The 16,708-nt window shown below is 47.3% G+C and carries 14 protein-coding genes; 10 read left to right on the top strand and 4 right to left on the bottom strand.

Annotated features, from left to right (window positions below):
• Window positions 1–9 precede the first annotated feature (9 nt).
• Entirely contained in the window at window positions 10–591 is a 582-nt protein-coding gene (locus EBB54_RS22885; protein ID WP_125129127.1) for a TetR/AcrR family transcriptional regulator, read from the bottom strand.
• Between the two features lie 287 nt (window positions 592–878).
• Here EBB54_RS22885 and EBB54_RS22880 point away from each other — a divergent pair, with 287 nt between their 5' ends.
• Window positions 879–1,856, top strand: a complete 978-nt coding sequence (locus EBB54_RS22880) for a hypothetical protein (protein ID WP_016297932.1) — start codon at window positions 879–881, stop codon at window positions 1,854–1,856.
• Between the two features lie 241 nt (window positions 1,857–2,097).
• Here EBB54_RS22880 and EBB54_RS22875 read toward each other — a convergent pair whose 3' ends face one another.
• The 3 genes from EBB54_RS22875 to EBB54_RS22865 all read right to left on the bottom strand — a co-directional run bounded on the left by EBB54_RS22875 (window position 2,098) and on the right by EBB54_RS22865 (window position 4,579).
• A complete protein-coding gene (locus EBB54_RS22875) occupies window positions 2,098–2,595 on the bottom strand; it encodes a VanZ family protein (protein ID WP_125129126.1) in 498 nt (165 codons plus the stop codon).
• A 196-nt stretch (window positions 2,596–2,791) separates the two neighbouring features.
• Window positions 2,792–3,841 (bottom strand): HAMP domain-containing sensor histidine kinase, encoded by a 1,050-nt coding sequence (locus EBB54_RS22870; protein ID WP_125129125.1) that lies wholly within the window; start codon window positions 3,839–3,841, stop codon window positions 2,792–2,794.
• A 54-nt stretch (window positions 3,842–3,895) separates the two neighbouring features.
• A complete protein-coding gene (locus EBB54_RS22865) occupies window positions 3,896–4,579 on the bottom strand; it encodes a response regulator transcription factor (RefSeq protein ID WP_125129124.1) in 684 nt (227 codons plus the stop codon).
• 192 nt (window positions 4,580–4,771) lie between these two features.
• Between EBB54_RS22865 and EBB54_RS22860 the strand changes: the two genes are divergently transcribed.
• The 9 genes from EBB54_RS22860 (at window position 4,772) to EBB54_RS22820 (ending at window position 16,691) form a co-directional block, all read left to right on the top strand.
• A complete protein-coding gene (locus tag EBB54_RS22860; protein WP_125129123.1) occupies window positions 4,772–4,978 on the top strand; it encodes a hypothetical protein in 207 nt (68 codons plus the stop codon).
• Between the two features lie 263 nt (window positions 4,979–5,241).
• A complete protein-coding gene (locus EBB54_RS22855; protein ID WP_125129122.1) occupies window positions 5,242–6,219 on the top strand; it encodes a LacI family DNA-binding transcriptional regulator in 978 nt (325 codons plus the stop codon).
• 299 nt (window positions 6,220–6,518) lie between these two features.
• Window positions 6,519–8,174 (top strand): glycoside hydrolase family 32 protein, encoded by a 1,656-nt coding sequence (locus tag EBB54_RS22850; RefSeq protein WP_125129121.1) that lies wholly within the window; start codon window positions 6,519–6,521, stop codon window positions 8,172–8,174.
• A gap of 65 nt (window positions 8,175–8,239) precedes the next feature.
• Window positions 8,240–9,532: an ABC transporter substrate-binding protein gene (locus EBB54_RS22845; protein ID WP_125129120.1), complete on the top strand. Its 1,293-nt coding sequence runs from the start codon at window positions 8,240–8,242 to the stop codon at window positions 9,530–9,532.
• A gap of 21 nt (window positions 9,533–9,553) precedes the next feature.
• Complete coding sequence (locus EBB54_RS22840) at window positions 9,554–10,438, top strand: carbohydrate ABC transporter permease (protein ID WP_125129119.1); 885 nt, start codon at window positions 9,554–9,556, stop codon at window positions 10,436–10,438.
• Window positions 10,439–10,458: 20 nt separating this feature from the next.
• Window positions 10,459–11,295, top strand: coding sequence for a carbohydrate ABC transporter permease (locus EBB54_RS22835; protein ID WP_125129118.1), 837 nt, complete (start codon window positions 10,459–10,461; stop codon window positions 11,293–11,295).
• A gap of 290 nt (window positions 11,296–11,585) precedes the next feature.
• A complete protein-coding gene (locus tag EBB54_RS22830) occupies window positions 11,586–13,955 on the top strand; it encodes a GH39 family glycosyl hydrolase (protein WP_125129117.1) in 2,370 nt (789 codons plus the stop codon).
• Window positions 13,956–14,128: 173 nt separating this feature from the next.
• Window positions 14,129–15,490, top strand: coding sequence for an MFS transporter (locus tag EBB54_RS22825; RefSeq protein WP_125129116.1), 1,362 nt, complete (start codon window positions 14,129–14,131; stop codon window positions 15,488–15,490).
• 88 nt (window positions 15,491–15,578) lie between these two features.
• On the top strand, window positions 15,579–16,691 hold the full coding sequence (locus EBB54_RS22820; protein WP_125129115.1) for a Gfo/Idh/MocA family protein: 1,113 nt from the start codon (window positions 15,579–15,581) through the stop codon (window positions 16,689–16,691).
• Window positions 16,692–16,708: the final 17 nt, after the last annotated feature.

The following is a 16,708-nucleotide window of genomic DNA, read 5'->3' as shown; positions in this document are numbered from 1 at the left end:
TGGTTTACATTATGAAACGCCCGCACATTTAGAAAACATTCCCCGGAGCATCTTGGTACAGGCATTGAACGTATCCTCATTCCATAACGACGGTTCTTCCTTCAACTTCAGGTAAATCTGGCAGGCGAAACCATAATATGCGGTTGTCAGAAGCCAGCTTGGGCTTTCTTTAAATTCTCCGTTCTCCTTGCCCTCCAGTACAATCTTTTCAATATCCGCGTAAAATTCCTTTTTACACTGCAGGGGCATGCCGCAATAAACCGGAGAGGCCGTATACAACTGCTCGATCATGGATTCCCTGGGGTGGCTCATGGAATAGCTGATGATATTGCGAAACCTCCTGCACAGCTTGTCCATGGCCGTCTTTTCCTGCTCCACCCCGAAATTGCAGGCGTCCACATCCATCTGATAACAATGCTGGTGTACCTCCTGGATCAACGCTGCTTTCGAGTCAAAGTAAAAATATAAGGTTGCCTTGGAGATACCTGCCGCATTGGCGATATCCTGCATGGATGTCAGATCCAGCCCCCGCTCGCAAAACAGCGTGATGGAGGCCTCAATAATCTCATTTTTCCGTTCCGTATGGTTCATGCATTCCTCCTTTCTATCGACCGGTCGGTAGATTACAAATATTTTACTATGTATGACTGCAATTGTAAAGACAATTTGACAGCAAATATTTATGGCAATCCAGGGAATCACATGTTATAATTTAGAAAAAGAGGGCGGCTTCCCCAAAACTGTGCAGGGTAATCAAAAAACGGTACATCTATATCTATGCAGGATGTAGGCGCAGAGAGTCAGCTTTTTTGCATAATCCCTATTGCAGAATAGGGCTGAGTAAATACCTGTTTACAACACAGATGGAGGAATCAAACATGATTAATACCAAACATAAGGACCGCCTGTTTTGCTTTCTATTTGGAAGGGAAGAAAATAAGAGATGGACATTGAGCCTGTATAACGCAGTGAACCATTCCTTCCATACGGATCCGGACAGTATCCAGATTACGACAATGGAAGATATTCTTTATATGGGGATGAAAAATGATGTTTCATTTATCATTACGGATATCATGAGCATTTATGAGCAGCAAGCCACATATAACCCCAATATGCCGGTCAGGGAACTGATGTATGCCGCAAAGCTGTACGATAAATATATCCATGAGAACAAACTGAATATCTATGGTGATACATTAGTCGCGCTTCCAATCCCTAAATTGGTCGTTTTTTATAACGGACAGGACAATTATATGGATCGAATCCTGGAATTAAAGGATGCATTCCGGGCAGGCAAGGAGAAGCAGAATCCCGGGGATACAGAGGCAGAAGAAAGCAGGAAGCCGGATCCAGATGGAAGAAGTAAGGAGATGGAGCCGGATATTGCAGTAAGGGTACGGATGCTCAATATCAATTACGGGCAGAATAAAGAACTGATGGATGCCTGCAAGCCTCTGGGGGAATATGCGTGGCTGATCCAGCGGATTCGGGAATACAGCAAACATAAGGATATTGAGGAGGCCGTTGATCAGGCAATCGATGAGCTTCCGGAGGACTTTGAAATCAGGCCATTTCTGGTTGGACACAGGGCGGAGGTGAAATCAATGTGTATCACAGAGTATAATGAAGAGGAAACAATGCTGCTGTTTAAGGAACAAGGAAGGGAAGAAGGCAGGGAAGAAGGCATTGGGATTGGGGAACAGAACAGGGCGAATGAGATGGCCGAACGGATGATCCGGGCGAAAGAACCAGGGGACAAGATCGTGTTATATACCGGCCTTGGGAAGGAAGATGTAAACAAACTGGCAGGAAGCCTGAATATAATCCTTGTATGGAATACGGTTGTAGAATGACCCTGATTCACGCCCTTTGGGTGCTCCAGTAACAGTATCCAGTCCATTTTAAGCCGCCTTCGGCGGTCCTAAGCGCCAGCGACGCTTGTTTAGGACGGACCGGAACGGAGTGTAGACGGGCTGGATATTATGGCAAATGTTACTTTATTGGCCGGACGCCGTGCAGCAGGGTGCACGGCGCCGTGTAAACAATAACGTCTGCAGACAGCTTTGGCGGCTGTTATTTGGATTAAATAGCGATTTACATATTAGCCAAAAGTAAAATCGCAATAAATAATGTTAAAATAATTGCACCAATAAAACTGATAATGTTTATAAATTTTATCCAGCCTGTTCTTGACACTTTTGAAATAAAAACAGCAATAGCAATTCCTGCGATTCCGCCTGATGAGTTGGAAATAATGTCTGTAATATCACTTGCCCCAATAGCAAATATAAACTGTACTATTTCAAATATAAGGCTTGTGCAAATAATAGGTATGAATTGTTTTGGCAAAGACGTTTCTTCCCATAAAACATGCATAAATAAGCCGTAAGGTATAAAGGCTAACGCATTTTGAATAATCTCTCCAAAATCCATTTTTCCATTAACTACAACTGACTGACCAAACGGAATTAAATTGATGCTTTTTATGTGTGGTAAATTTTCAAAGGAAAACTGCAGCTTAAAAATAATAATCCATGTCAAAGCAAGCAAATAAAATATCAATAATCCTAAAGTAAACCTTTTCGATTTCACTTAAATCCCTCCTTTGACACTAATAATAATAAGTTTTATTTATTTTAATCTTTATTATTTCTTAAATATTTCTAAAAAATCTGATGGATACCATGAGATGGACAGTCGAACAGGTAATGACAGCTATCAAATTCCGATGCTGACAGGGAAAACGACGCTGGTATTTTGATTCCCCATCAGCTTCCCCCGGGATTTTTTACTTCCCATCCACCAAAACCCTGACAACAAAAACACTCCCTTCCCCGGCCCTGCTTCTCACAGCAACCTCCCCTTTATGCAGTTCTAAAATCCTCTTTACAAGCGGCAGACCAAGCCCATTTCCCTCCATATTGTGAGACGTATCCCCCTGATAAAATTTATCAAAAATATATTTCTGTATCGTTTCATCCATACCTGCCCCCTGATCCTTCACCGTGAAAACCGCATGTCCATTTTCCAAATGCAGAGCCACAGCAATACAGCCCTTTTCCGGGGAAAACTTGACCGCATTGTCCAGCAGGTTCATCCAAACCTGTTTTAGGAGAGGCTCATTTGCCCGGATCATGACCTCTTTCATATCAATATCAAAGTCAATCTGCTTTTTCGACCACTTGCTTTCCAGAAGCAGGATGGCCTCCCGAATCTGTTCGCTCAAGGAAAAGTCGGTCTTGTCCGTCAGAAGGGTCAGGCTTTCCACTTTGGAAAGGTTTAACACGGTTGCGGACAGCTCGGAGAGCCGCCGGGATTCCTCAATGATAATGTCCAGATATTCCCGGCTTTGGCAGGCATCCAGCTTCTGGCTCTTCAGCAGCTTGGCAAAGCCCAGGATGGAGACGATGGGCGTCTTAAATTCATGAGAAAAATTGTTGATAAAGTCAGAACGGAACATCTCGATTCCGGCCAGTTCTTCTGTCATCTGGTTGAAACATTCGGAAAGCTTCTGAAATTCTTTCGGATGTTCCAGATGGATTTTTACATCATAGTTCCCCGCAGAAACCTCGTGTATCGCGTCGATCAGCGTATGGAGCGGACGCAGGGGAAAATGGCTTATAAAAAAGGAAATGGTCGTGCCGATGACGATACTGATGATACCGCTCTGGAACAGAAACGGTTTCAAATGTGCTCCTGGTTCTGCGCTGATCCAGCCGTGTCTTATGGCGAAAATAATGATCGCATTGCTGGCAGACATGGTCAGAACCAGCAAGATGAAAACAAAACCTGTAGTTAACAACGTCATTTTGACGCGGACGCCTGCCTGTTCTTTCATATCAGATCCTCCTCTGCCTGTTCTTTCATACCAGCGCCTCCTCTGCATGCTCTTTCATACCAGATCCTCCTCTACCTGCGCCTTATAGCCCAGCCCCCGTATGGTGACAATGGAAAAATCCCTGCAGTCTTCAAAACGTTTCCTGAGACGGTTGATGTGGACGCTGACCGTCGCGTCCGTGGAATCGGAGGCCGGCCCCCAGATATCCTCCATAAGCTGCATGCGGGTAAATATTTTGTTCGGATAGGACAGCAGCTTGTATAAAAGCTGAAATTCTTTCTGGGGGAGGAGCTGACTGCCCTCGCTGTTTTTTACAGTCATGGAATCATAGTCCAGTACGGTTGTGCCGATCGTGAGCCTGCGGTCGGAAATGATCTTCGCCCTTCTGAGCAAAGCCTTGATCCGAAGAAGCATGACCGCTTCGTTTACAGGCTTGGTCATATAATCGTCCGTCCCCGACAGAAAGCCCTCCTTGACATCCTCCGGAAGCTGTTTCGCGGAGAGCATCAGGATCGGGATATCGCTGCCGCAGTCCCGCAGAAGCTTTGCAAAGGCATAGCCATCCATGCCCGGCATCATGATGTCAAGCACGATCAGGTCGATCTTTTCATTTTCCATAATCTCCAGCGCTTTCTGGGCGCAGTACGCACAGGAAACAGAGTATCCGGCCTCGGTTAAAACAGCGGCCAGATAACGGCGTATATTCTTATCATCATCTACAATTAAAATCTGCAGCATGGGAAGTCCTCCATATCATTTTGAACATTGATCATCACGGATCTATTTGCGAAAATTGTAACACAGAAAGTTAAACGGAATCTAAAGAATATGAGGATTTCACATATTTTTCATATTTAGAAGCAGAGAGTTTAAATTGAGTTTAACAAGCCCTCTTAGAATAAATACAAACAGGAAAAAGGAGAATTTCATATGGAAAATAATCAAATAGAAAATAATCAGATAGAACCCCTTTCGCTGGATATCAGGAAGACAAAGTTTACATTATTAAAGGATCAGCAATGCTCTCTGAATATGCAGATCCGCCTGGCCATGCAGCTTCATGATATGCAGACGCAGGCAGATCTGGAAAAAGAATTAAAAGCAGTTACGGAGCAGATCAGCCATATGGTCTGGTAACAATATCACGGTTTGACGGAAAGTGATTGACAGGGAAAGAATCCAGGTGCTATTCTTTTTAACAGAACCGATATTGCTTCCAGGTCTTTGACAGGCTGAGTGGGAGGTGGTGTGCCGCAGGCATGTATTTGAATCCGCAAAACAGCGGATTTACCAGTATCAGAAATGACATCTATGCGGATAAGGGAGGATCGGTCAGCCTGATCAATGAAATGCTGCCCGGCAATTGAATCAATCATAAAAAGTAAATTGAGGAAACAAAAATGGCAAGTATCAGAGAAGTAGCGCAGGAAGCAGGCGTAGGGGTCGGGACGGTATCAAGGGCATTGAACGGTTCGGGGTACGTTTCACCGGAGACAAGGAAGAAGATTGAGAAGGCGGCAAAGAAGCTGAATTATACACCTAATGAACTGGCAAGGAACCTGTATCATAATAAAACGGGGATCGTCGGCGTGATCGTGCCTGATTTGGAGCATCCGTTCTTCTCTTCGCTTGTCAAGCATATAGAGATGGAGTTATATGAACAGGGATATAAGACGATGATCTGCAATACCGTGGGTATCAGCAGGCGGGAGCAGGAATATCTGGATATGCTTGAGCGAAATATCGTGGACGGGATCATCACAGCATCCCACGGCCTTGAGGTAGAAGAATACCAGAAGCAGACGAAACCGATCGTATCCATTGACCGTGACCTGGGGTCACGAATCCCGTTGATCGGCTGTGATCATGCGAAAGGCGGGAAGCTGGCGGCGGAGCTCATGCTTGAGGCCCGCCGGAGAAAGGTGTTTCTTGTCTCAGGAATATCCCCCAACGTTATGGCAAATGACAGGTACAGGACATTCAGACAGATATTAGAAGAGAACGGGGTTGTTGCCGTGCTTCAGGAAGAGATGGGGTGGAATATATTCAGCTGGGAAGCGCATTATAAGATGGCGGAGGAGATTTTTCGGCTTCATCCGGATGTTGACGGGATCTTCGGCTCAGACCTGGCCGCGCTTGCCTGTCTGAATGTGGCGCAGAGAAAAGGGATTCGGGTGCCGGAAGACCTCTCCATCATAGGTTTTGACGCCATGGCGCCTTCCGGCATGGTGTATCCGCAGCTGACTGCTATTAGGCAAAATGTAGAATTATTGGCGGAGATTTCCGTGAATGCCCTTCTGGATATGGTGGAACAGAGGAAAAATGTACCGAGCCGGTTGATTTTAGATGTAGAGATACAGCGGGGAGGAACGGTATAGAGGAAAACCTTTGGTAAAATTGCGAAAAAAATACGATGCAGATTTGTTGAAAATAGATAAGTAAAAAATAAGATAAGAGGATTTTGTACAAAATGCACAAGACAAAATCCTCTTTTTTTGCTGCCATAAGAGAAAAAAAGAAATACAGGATTGACAAAATTTACAATCAATACTACAATTACGTTTATGGAACGGGTTCCACAAAATATAGAAAAACAAAGCAAGTATACAAAAAAAAGAGCAAATATAAAAGAGTATAATGGTATGGAATCGGTTTCACATAAGTAAGGAGGAGACAGATGAATACAGGAAAGTATACAAGGCTGGAGATATTTGCCAAGGCTTTACAGGCAGGAGGAAGCGTCCGTGTGATTTCCAATGACGGGGAATGTCAGGAGATCCCTGCGGGGCAGGCCTCTTATAAATGGATTCAGATCCCGGTGGATAAGAATACGGAGTATGAGATCCTTTGTGAAGAATGTCAGGTCTCGATCTGCTATCTGAGCGGATGTGAGAATATCCTGGATGAAGGCGTCTGCTATCTGGAACAGGATGAGAACGGCAGATTTATAAGGATGCGGGAGTCGGACTGGTACGATTCTCCAATCCGGGAGACATATCATTTTACACCCTGGAAGAACTGGATCAATGATCCCAATGGGCTGTGCTGGTTTCAGGGATATTACCACATGTTCTATCAGTTTAATCCCCATAGCCAGAAATGGTCCCATATGTACTGGGGACATGCGGCAAGCCGGGATCTGATCCACTGGACGCACCTTCCGGTTGCCTTAGAACCCCAGGAGGAGATACTGAGATACCCGGATGAGCTGGATGGAGGAGCCTTTTCCGGTTCTGCGGCAGTGATGGGGGATGAAGTGGTCTTCTATCTGACCCGAAGCAGGGAGCCGCGCGGGAAAGTCGAACAGATCCTGCAGCAGCAGTGGAGGATGAAGAGCAGTGACATGCTGCATTTTACGAAAGAGGAGCTGGTCATCGGGGAGAGACCTGCAGGGGCATCCCCTGATTTCCGAGATCCCAAGGTGATGCGGGCGGACGGCAGATGGCAGATGGTACTCGGCAGCGCCCTGGAGGGAAAGGCGGCGATCCTGAAATATGAATCAGAGGATATGGAGAGCTGGGAGTATACAGGCCCGCTGCTGACCGAGGAGGAAGACGGGATCCGCTGTGTAGAATGCCCGGATTTTATGGAGCTTGACGGGAAATATCTGGTGATCGGAGCTCTGATGCACCATCAGGACCCGTTCGGCAGATACCAGATGAGCAGATATCATGTGGGAGATTTTAAAGAAGGGATATTTACAGAGGAGAGCAGAGGATGGTTCGACTTCTGCGGAAACTGTTACGCGATGCAGAGCTTCGAACATGATGGCAGAAGGATCAGTATCGGCTGGATCTCTGATTTTTACGGAGAGCATCAGGAGGAGGAAAACGGCGTCTGCGGAAGCATGACGATCCCCAGAGAAATGCACATCCGGGATCACCGTCTGTATCTGACTCCGGTAAAAGAGATAGAGGTCCTGAAGATGGGAGCGCTGTACCAGGGGCATGGGGAGGAGATCAGCCTGAAAGACATTACCCCCAATGCCTACAAGGCAGAGCTGGAATTTGACGGAGACTGTCCATTTTCCATCTGCCTGTCTGAAAACGGCGGGAGCAGGATGCTTCTCATCTATGATGAGAAAGGGCTCCGGCTCAGGACCTATGGAGTGAAGAGCGAGCATGTCACGTTTCCGGCGGATGTAGACCGGGTAGAGAAGCTGGAGATATTCGTAGACCGCCGTACTGCCGAGATTTATGTAAATGATGGGGAGGCGGCAGGAACCAAGTTGTTTTATGACACATCAGATGCCGGATGTTTCATATTACATACAGATACACCTGAATGTATCAAGAGGGCAGAGGTTTTCTGCATGAGGTCAATCTGGGCTTAAGGCCGGCCCGCAGACGAGCAGTGACCGGAAGCCAATCTGGGAAAGAGAAGAAAGGAGCGAGACAGATGAGAAAAAGAGTTATTGCAGCCTTGCTTGCGGCCGTGATGGTATCAGGTGCTTTCACGGGATGCGGGAAGACAAAGGAGCGCGTAAACGAACAGGGGGAATCGGTGATCACCGTATGGAGCCCCAGCGACGAACCGGCGATTGAGGAATGGTGGATCAGCAAGATCGAGGAATTTAACCAGGCCCATGAAGGCGAGATTGAGCTGCGCCGGGAAGCGATCGTGCGTGCGGATTCATACGCCTATGAGGATAAGGTCAACGCGGCGATCACATCCAACGACCTGCCGGATATCCTGTATGTGGACGGACCGAATGTATCGATCTACGCGGCAAATGAGGTGACTCTTCCGCTGGATGATTTCTTCCCGGAGGAGGAGTGGGCTGATTTTTTTGATTCCTCCAAGCAGCAGAATACCTATGACGGGAAGATCTACGCGGTGGGGGCGACCGAGAGCTCCGTGGCGCTGTACTACAACAAGGATCTGCTGGATGAAGCCGGTATCAGCGTGCCGGAGAGCAGGGAAGACGCGTGGACCTGGTCCGAATATTATGACGCCGCGAAAAAACTGACAAAAGACGGTGTCGTGGGAACGAACATCATCATGGATAAGGGAGAAGGCCTTTCCTATGTACTGGAGCAGTTCTGGATCTCCAACGGAACGGATTTTGTCAACGAGGACGGAAGCGCGGCGCAGGGGTATCTGAACAGCGCCGAGGGTGTAGAGGCGGCGAAGTTTTTGAACAGCCTGATACAGGACGGATATGCCAATATAGACCCGATCCAGAAGGAATTTCACAACGGTAAGGCAGCGACCATGCTGGGAGGTTCCTGGGAGGTGGCGACACTGGAGAAGGATTATCCGGACCTGAACTGGGGAGTCACGTATTTTCCGGTGGCGGACGGAGACGGGATACCCACATCCCCTACCGGCGACTGGGCGGCATCAGTCACGAAGAACGTACAGGATATGGACGCGGTAAAGGAAGTGATGAGATTCTTATTTTCGGAGGAAAATGTAACCACCTACGCACAGGCGATCTCCAAGCCGCCGACAAGGGTCTCAAGCTACGATGTGCTTGAGGAATATAATGAATATCCCCGTTCCATCTTCAAGGAGCAGCTTATGGAAACCGGGCATCCGAGACCGAGAACCCCTTCCTACAGTGTGCTGACGGCGGAATTTGCGGAAGCAATGCTGAATATCTTTACCGGAGTAGATCCGCAGGAGGCGCTGGACACGGCGGCAGAGGCCATGGACAAGGATTACAACAAATATTATGCAAATAATTGACGAAGAAAAGGAGGATTGGCTATGCAAAAGACAGTCAATAAGGCCAGTGAGAGAAAAGCGGCTTACATATTTATCCTTCCGGCAGTTGTCCTGCTGGCGGCGTTTTTGATCTATCCGTCTTTACAGACGGTTCGATACGCGTTCACAGATTATAACATTATGCGTCCGGACCGGATCGTTTTCTGCGGATTCAACAACTTTGCAGAGCTGTTTCGGGACAAGGATTTCTGGATCGCGGTGAAAAATACACTCTATTTTACGATTTTGGTTGTTCCTTTTCAGACGGTACTGGCGTTAGCGCTGGCACTCCTGATCTCTTCCCGGAGGAGGGGCGTGTCCATCTTCCGCGCGGCGTATTTCAGTCCGCAGGTGACCTCCATGGTAGTCGTTGCGATCCTCTGGACCGTGATGTACAATTCCAGCCCGGACAGCGGCCTTCTGAATGCGCTGCTGGTCAATCTGGGACTGGAGCCGTGCGGATTCCTGAACGATCCGAAGACAGCGATGAACTCGATCATATTCATGTCCGCATGGCAGGGAGCCGGATATCAGATGATGATCTTCCTTGCCGGGCTCCAGGGAATCTCCGCGGAGCAGTACGAGGCGGCTTCCATAGACGGTGCGGGAAAGATCGCGAGCTTTTTCTATGTCACGCTTCCGGGACTGAAAAATGTGATCCAATATGTCGTTATGATCACGGTCATCCAGGCAATGAAGCTATTCACGCAGCCTTACGTTATGACCAAGGGCGGCCCCCAAAATTCGACCAGGACACTGGTATATTATATCTATGAGCAGGGCTTCCAGAAGCGGAACTTCGGATATGCCTGCGCGGTGGCGGCTGTGTTCTTTGTCATCGTAATCAGCCTGTCACTTGGAATGAAGAAGATCATTAAAGCCGAATAGGCCGGAGAGGAGTGAATACTATGACGAAGAAAAAAACATTTGGAACTGCCGCATTTTATATCGGAAATACTTTGATCGCATTGATATTTGTATCGCCGCTGATCTGGATGATCTCCTCCTCCCTGAAACCGGAGGCGCAGATTTTTAAAGGGCTGAATTCTCTGTCTACGTTTATTCCGACAGAAGCATCCCTGAATAATTACGTGGAAGTTTTCCAGAGGATCAATATGTGGAAATTCATCGGGAACAGCCTGTTCTATGTGCTGGTGATCATCCTGCTGGATCTGCTCGTAAATTCGATCTGCGGATACGCGCTGGCAAAATTTGAGTTCAAAGGGAAGAACCTCTTACTGACACTTGTGATCAGTCTGATGGTATTTCCGGCGGAAGCGATCATGCTCCCCATGTACAGGGAGATGGCCGACCTGGGCTGGATCAACTCCTGGGCGTCTCTGATCGTGCCGTTTGTGGCAAAATGTTTCAGCATCTATATGTTCCGCCAGTTCTTCCTGGATATTCCGGATGAGCTCTTAGAAGCAGCATCTATCGACGGATGCGGCCCGGTCAGGACATTTTTCCAGGTGGTCATGCCGATCTCGGGAACCGTATACGCCACCATTTTTATTCTGGATTTTGTTGCTCACTGGAATGATTTCATGTGGCCTTTGCTTGTGGTTACGGGAGAGGAGAAGCGGACCATACAGCTGGCGATCCAGACCTTCTTTGGATCGAAGCCGATCAATTACGGGCCCATCATGGCGTCCCTGACAATCTCCGCGATTCCGATGCTGCTGATGTTCATCTTCCTGCAGAAATATTATGTAGAGGGCATCGCATCCACGGGAATCAAGGGATAGATAGAGTACTCAGATAAAAAATATGAAGATAAAAAAAGAAGTGCAATAATCACATGCCGAATATTGCACTTCTTTTTTTTCATGCATTGAAATATGAAAATTATTGCTAAGAAATTACTGTCTGATGAAAAGCAAAAAGTTGAAAGAGGACTTATAATAAAATTATGTTAAAATAATTAGATACCCATGCACAGCTTTGCCGGAGGAAAGAGAGAAGAACCGTACTGTTCGGTTAAATCCGCAGGTTTACCGCGCGATTCATACGAAAAACCAGAGAAAGGACGTAAAAGATGAGACAGGAGAACATACAGGACTGCAGCATGGAATTGCTGTATCTGTCAGATGAGGATACACATTTCCACCAGGACATAGAGATTCTGTATATTGTTGAGGGGGAAACGGCTGTAAAGGAAGGGGAGACTTATCGGCTGGGAAAGGATGACATCGCGGTGATAAATTCGAACCAGCCGCATGCGTACAGCAGCGCCCGCAATACGATTGCATTTCGGATACTGATACCTTATCGGACATTCCGAAAACTGATCCGGGAGGAGTATTTTATTTTCTGCTGCAATTCCGTATTATATACATCCCGCGACGACAGGGATCTGCGGATCTTGATCGAAACGCTGCTGCTCCGATATTTGAATATGGAACATGCGGATCTGAGCGAGATCGCAAGCCTTCTTTTTCAGATCATACACAAGCTGACCGCGGACTACAGGATGGACAAGGACAGCCTGAAAATCTATCTGAAGGAGCACATGAGTGAAAAGATTGACCGGATTCTGAATTATATCAATCATTACTACTACGAACCATTGAGCCTGACGGATGTGGCAGCGCATTTTCAGGTGTCGGAGACCTATCTTTCCCGCTATTTTAAAAAGAAAACGGGACAGAATTTTATCAATTACCTGAATGAAGTCAGAATAGAGAACGCTGCGCTGGAGCTTCGGGGAACAGACGCCTCCATTACCAATATCGCCATGGACAGCGGATTTTCGACCCCTTCCGTATTGAACCGATATTTTAAGAAAAAGTATGGAATCACCCCTTCCGAATACAGAAAACAGATAGAGGAATCTGTGAAAAATGACGCAATGAAAATCGAAAAGGTGGAGGAAGTGCGAAAAAGCCTGTATGACCGGATTGAAAAAAGAATACAGGATTCCGCGGTCAAGGAGGTTACGATCAATGTCCGGCGGGGGTATATACCGTGGATGAATCCCAATAAGATCATCGACATCGGAGAAGCCTCTGTGGTCTGCGAAGCGGCGATACAGGAGCATATCTTGTTTCTCAGGGAGGTCTTAAGCATCCGGTATATCCGGATCTGGAATCTGTTTTCGGAAAAATTTATGATTACCACGGATTTTTCAGGGGAGAATTTTAACTTTGAATCGCTGGATCGGATTTTTGATTTTTTTGTACAGAATAAGATTCCGCTTTTCCTGGATCTTGGAAAACGCAACCGGGTGATTATGGCCGGACATGACAACGAGCTATATTCGGTGAACATGCAGTATAATCTGAAGACGATCGAGGAATGGAAAAATCTTCTGGAGCATTTGATGAAGCATCTGGTCCGCAGATATGATAAGCATGTGCTCAGCCAGTGGATTTTTGAATTTCCCTGGAACAAGGAGCCCTATTACAGCCAGGACTACAGATATCTGGACGCCTATGAGGCGGGGTGGAGGATTGTGAAGTCGAATCTGGGCAGCAGCAGGATTGCCGGGATCAATCCCCATGGAGGGATTGACGAAGAACAGTTTCGGGAGGCGGTTCATGAGCTGTCGGCAAGGGGCATATTTCCGGAAATATTTACCATAAAAATTTTTGTGGATTCCACCCACCAGATGATGGGAGAACGGACATTTCAATCAGGCAGCGACTACCTGTACGCAAGGCAGTTTATAGAAAAAATCCGGGGGATACTGGAAGAGGAAGGGCAGACCTATCAAATGTGCATATCGGAGTGGTCGAACAGCCTGTCCAACCGGAATATTGTGCAGGATAGCTGCGCAAGAGGGACATACATCATCAAATTTATTCTGAGTATCTGGAAAACGGCGGATATGATCGGATTCTGGCATGGCTCCGATGCGGTGGATATTTTTTACGATTCCAGGAAGCTGATATACGGCGGAGGGGGCCTTTTGACGAAGGACGGGATCAAAAAGCCTTCATTTTATGCATTCGAGTTCTTAAACAAGCTGGGGGGACATGTTTTGAAGATCGGCAATAACTATATCGTGACAAGGGATTCCACACAGAGGATCGTCTGCCTGTGCTTCAACCATCGGGAATACAGCTACTATTATTATATGAAGAAAGAGAATGAACATTTTAACCTGTCGAAGATCTTCCAGAGCGAAGAAAAAGAGCGGGTCGAGTTTACAGTTGAGGAATTGGATGACAACAAGGAGTACATGATTAAGGAAGAGGTGATCAACAGCAGCAGCGGGAGCATACAGAACGAGTGGCAGCTCCTCAGCAACCAGGAAGAGCTGGGGAAGGAAGAGATCCAATATCTGAAAAATATCTGCATCCCCAAAATCTATATCCGGCATGTGAGGAGCGAGGACCGGAGGATTTGCTTCCAGGTTGAGATGGAACCCCATGAAATGAGAATGATCTACATCAGTGAATATTAACAATCTATAAAAATTAGGTTAAAAAAATGAGAGCCGTTTTTTTAACCTGATTTTTTCGTCGGGAAAAAAATGTCAAAAAATCGAGAGAAATCTGGCTCTCACGCGGAAAGCAGATCCGTGTTTTCTGATTTATACTTACCATATCAAAAAACAAAAGGAAAGGAAGTGGAATCATGGAAAGACTTTCGAAGAAAAGTATTTTCAGTTATGGGCTGGGGGATCTGGCCAGCCAGTTGGTCTGGAGCTTTGTAGGGACTTACCTTACAGTGTATTACATGGATGTGGTGGGACTTGCGCCTCTGGCCGTTTCAACAATTTTGATGGCCGCAAAGATCTGGGATGCGGTCAATGATCCGATGATGGGAGGAATCGCGGAAAGAACCCATACAAAATGGGGGCGTTTCAGGCCGTATATTCTTTTCGGCGCGCCGTTTCTCGGACTGTTCAGCGTTTTAACATTTACGGCGCCTTTCGGCAACGGGACAGCCGGCATTGTGTGGGCGGCATTTACCTACATCGGAGCCGGAATGCTGTATACATTGGTCAACATTCCTTACGGAGCCATGGCGGGAGTTATGACTACACAGGACAGCGACCGCAACAAGTTAAATTCCATCAGGGGAATCGGAATGCAGGTTGGTATGATGACGATCAACTTTGCGTCCTCCATCATCCTGGTGAAAATCTCGGGAAGCGCGGAAACGATTTCCGGAAAGAGCTATACGATCGCGGCAATTCTTTTTGCGCTGATCTCTCTGCCGATGTTCTTTATCGTATTTAAGAACTCAAAAGAAGTGATCATGCCGAAAACAAGCGCGGAAAAGGTTTCCATCGTCAAGAACCTGGGGCTTATCTTTTCAAATAAATATCTGATGATTATCGTGCTGACCATGCTTTTCCAGATGACAGGAAATATGGGCCGTATCGGAATCATGGCATTTTATGTAAGAGACTGTCTCGGAAACTTTACGCTGATGGCGCTGCTTATGACGCTGCCCTCCATCGGAAGCATCGTCGGAAATGCAATCGCGCCGTTTTTGATCCGTCACTTCGGCGCCCACGGAAAGAGGAACGTACTGGTTGCCAGCCTGGTTGGAAAAGGAATCGGCCTGCTGATCATCTTTATGACGCCTTTTGAAAATATCGGCATGGTGATCTTCGGACACGTATTATTTACGATTCCCGGATTCGGCTTCCCGTCCACATTGTCCATGGTTGCGGATTCCATTGACTATCAGGACTTAAAGACAGGCGTCCGCTCGGACGGCGTAGCGTATGCGTTTTACGGACTTGCGACCAAGGTGGGAAATGCCTTCGGCGGATCCATCGGAGTCATGCTCATGGCGGCGTTTGGCTATGTTGCGGGAGCGGATATTACAGCTTCGGCACAGCACGGAATCAACATGGCGGCCAATCTGGTTCCCGGAATCTTCTTTATCATTTCAGGTCTGCTTCCGCTGATCTTCTGGAAGATGACGGACAAAGAAGCAGATGAGATCAGAGAACAGATTACGGCCCGCAACATGGCAGAATAGGAATGGCAGTTCATACGCTGAGAAAATTGGTTCATCGTATGCCAATCATAGGAAAAAAATAGAAAAAAATAAAAAAGGAGAGGAAAAAATGAAAAATGGAAAATTGCAGGTAGCAGTTGTGGGATGCGGAGGAATCGCAAATCAGAAACATTTTCCGGCGCTGACGAATCAGGCGGACAAGTGCGAGATCACGGCATTCTGCGATATCATCGAGGAGCGCGCCCGGAAAGCCGCGGAAAAATACGGCGCGGAGGGAGCAAAGGTTTACACCGATTATCAGGAATTACTGAAGGATGAGTCAATCGACGTTGTACATGTATGTACGCCAAACGTGGCGCACTGCCCGATCACGGTGGCGGCTTTTGAAGCGGGAAAGCATGTGATGTGTGAAAAGCCGATGGCGGCGACCACCGAGGACGCGCAGAAGATGATGGACGCATGGAAGAAGTCCGGAAAGAAGTTTACCATCGGATACCAGAACCGGTTCCGTACAGACGCGCAGGCGTTAAAACGGGTCTGCGAGGAAGGAAAGCTGGGGGATATTTATTTCGCAAAGGCCCACGCAGTGAGAAGAAGGGCAGTTCCCACCTGGGGAGTATTTCCGGATAAGTCCAAGCAGGGTGGCGGACCGCTGATTGACATCGGAACACATGCGCTGGATATCACATTGTGGTGTATGGACAACTACAGCCCCAAAACAGTGACCGGATCTGTATTTGAAAAATTGGGACACCTTCCGGAAGCCACCGAGGGAAATATGTTCGGGCCATGGGATACAAAAACCTATGAGGTGGAGGATTCCGCATTTGGATATGTGAAAATGGAAAACGGCGCAACCATCTTCCTGGAGTCTGCCTGGGCATTGAACGTGAAGGATTCCCGCGAAGCAGCCACAACGCTGTGCGGAACAAAGGCCGGCGCGGAGATGGTCGGAGGCATGAGCGGCAAGGCGTATGACCTGGTGATCAATGAAACCACAGGCGGAATCCTGACCGAGGAGCATATCTCAGATACCGGCGCGATCGCGTTTTTCGAAGGAAAGGGCGGCGGCTCACCGGCGGACAAAGAGTGTAAGCAGTGGCTGGAAGCAATCATCGAAGACAAAGAACCCCTCGTAAAACCGGAGCAGGCATTTGTAGTGACCCAGATTCTGGATACGATCTACAAGGCAGCGGCAGAGGGACATGAGATCGCATTATAAGCAGAAGCAGCATAACA

The organism is Schaedlerella arabinosiphila (assembly GCF_003885045.1).
In the GTDB taxonomy this organism is placed as follows: domain Bacteria; phylum Bacillota; class Clostridia; order Lachnospirales; family Lachnospiraceae; genus Schaedlerella; species Schaedlerella arabinosiphila.
The sequence above is the reverse complement of the archived record's forward strand: the minus strand, read 5'-3'. Positions and strand labels throughout refer to the sequence as shown.

Coding starts and splice junctions, on each gene's coding strand:
- EBB54_RS22885 (WP_125129127.1), bottom strand. CDS start 591: ATGAACCATACGGAACGGAAAAATGAGATTATTGAGGCCTCCATCACG.
- EBB54_RS22880 (WP_016297932.1), top strand. CDS start 879: ATGATTAATACCAAACATAAGGACCGCCTGTTTTGCTTTCTATTTGGA.
- EBB54_RS22870 (WP_125129125.1), bottom strand. CDS start 3,841: ATGAAAGAACAGGCAGGCGTCCGCGTCAAAATGACGTTGTTAACTACA.
- EBB54_RS22865 (WP_125129124.1), bottom strand. CDS start 4,579: ATGCTGCAGATTTTAATTGTAGATGATGATAAGAATATACGCCGTTAT.
- EBB54_RS22860 (WP_125129123.1), top strand. CDS start 4,772: ATGGAAAATAATCAAATAGAAAATAATCAGATAGAACCCCTTTCGCTG.
- EBB54_RS22855 (WP_125129122.1), top strand. CDS start 5,242: ATGGCAAGTATCAGAGAAGTAGCGCAGGAAGCAGGCGTAGGGGTCGGG.
- EBB54_RS22850 (WP_125129121.1), top strand. CDS start 6,519: ATGAATACAGGAAAGTATACAAGGCTGGAGATATTTGCCAAGGCTTTA.
- EBB54_RS22845 (WP_125129120.1), top strand. CDS start 8,240: ATGAGAAAAAGAGTTATTGCAGCCTTGCTTGCGGCCGTGATGGTATCA.
- EBB54_RS22840 (WP_125129119.1), top strand. CDS start 9,554: ATGCAAAAGACAGTCAATAAGGCCAGTGAGAGAAAAGCGGCTTACATA.
- EBB54_RS22835 (WP_125129118.1), top strand. CDS start 10,459: ATGACGAAGAAAAAAACATTTGGAACTGCCGCATTTTATATCGGAAAT.
- EBB54_RS22830 (WP_125129117.1), top strand. CDS start 11,586: ATGAGACAGGAGAACATACAGGACTGCAGCATGGAATTGCTGTATCTG.
- EBB54_RS22825 (WP_125129116.1), top strand. CDS start 14,129: ATGGAAAGACTTTCGAAGAAAAGTATTTTCAGTTATGGGCTGGGGGAT.
- EBB54_RS22820 (WP_125129115.1), top strand. CDS start 15,579: ATGAAAAATGGAAAATTGCAGGTAGCAGTTGTGGGATGCGGAGGAATC.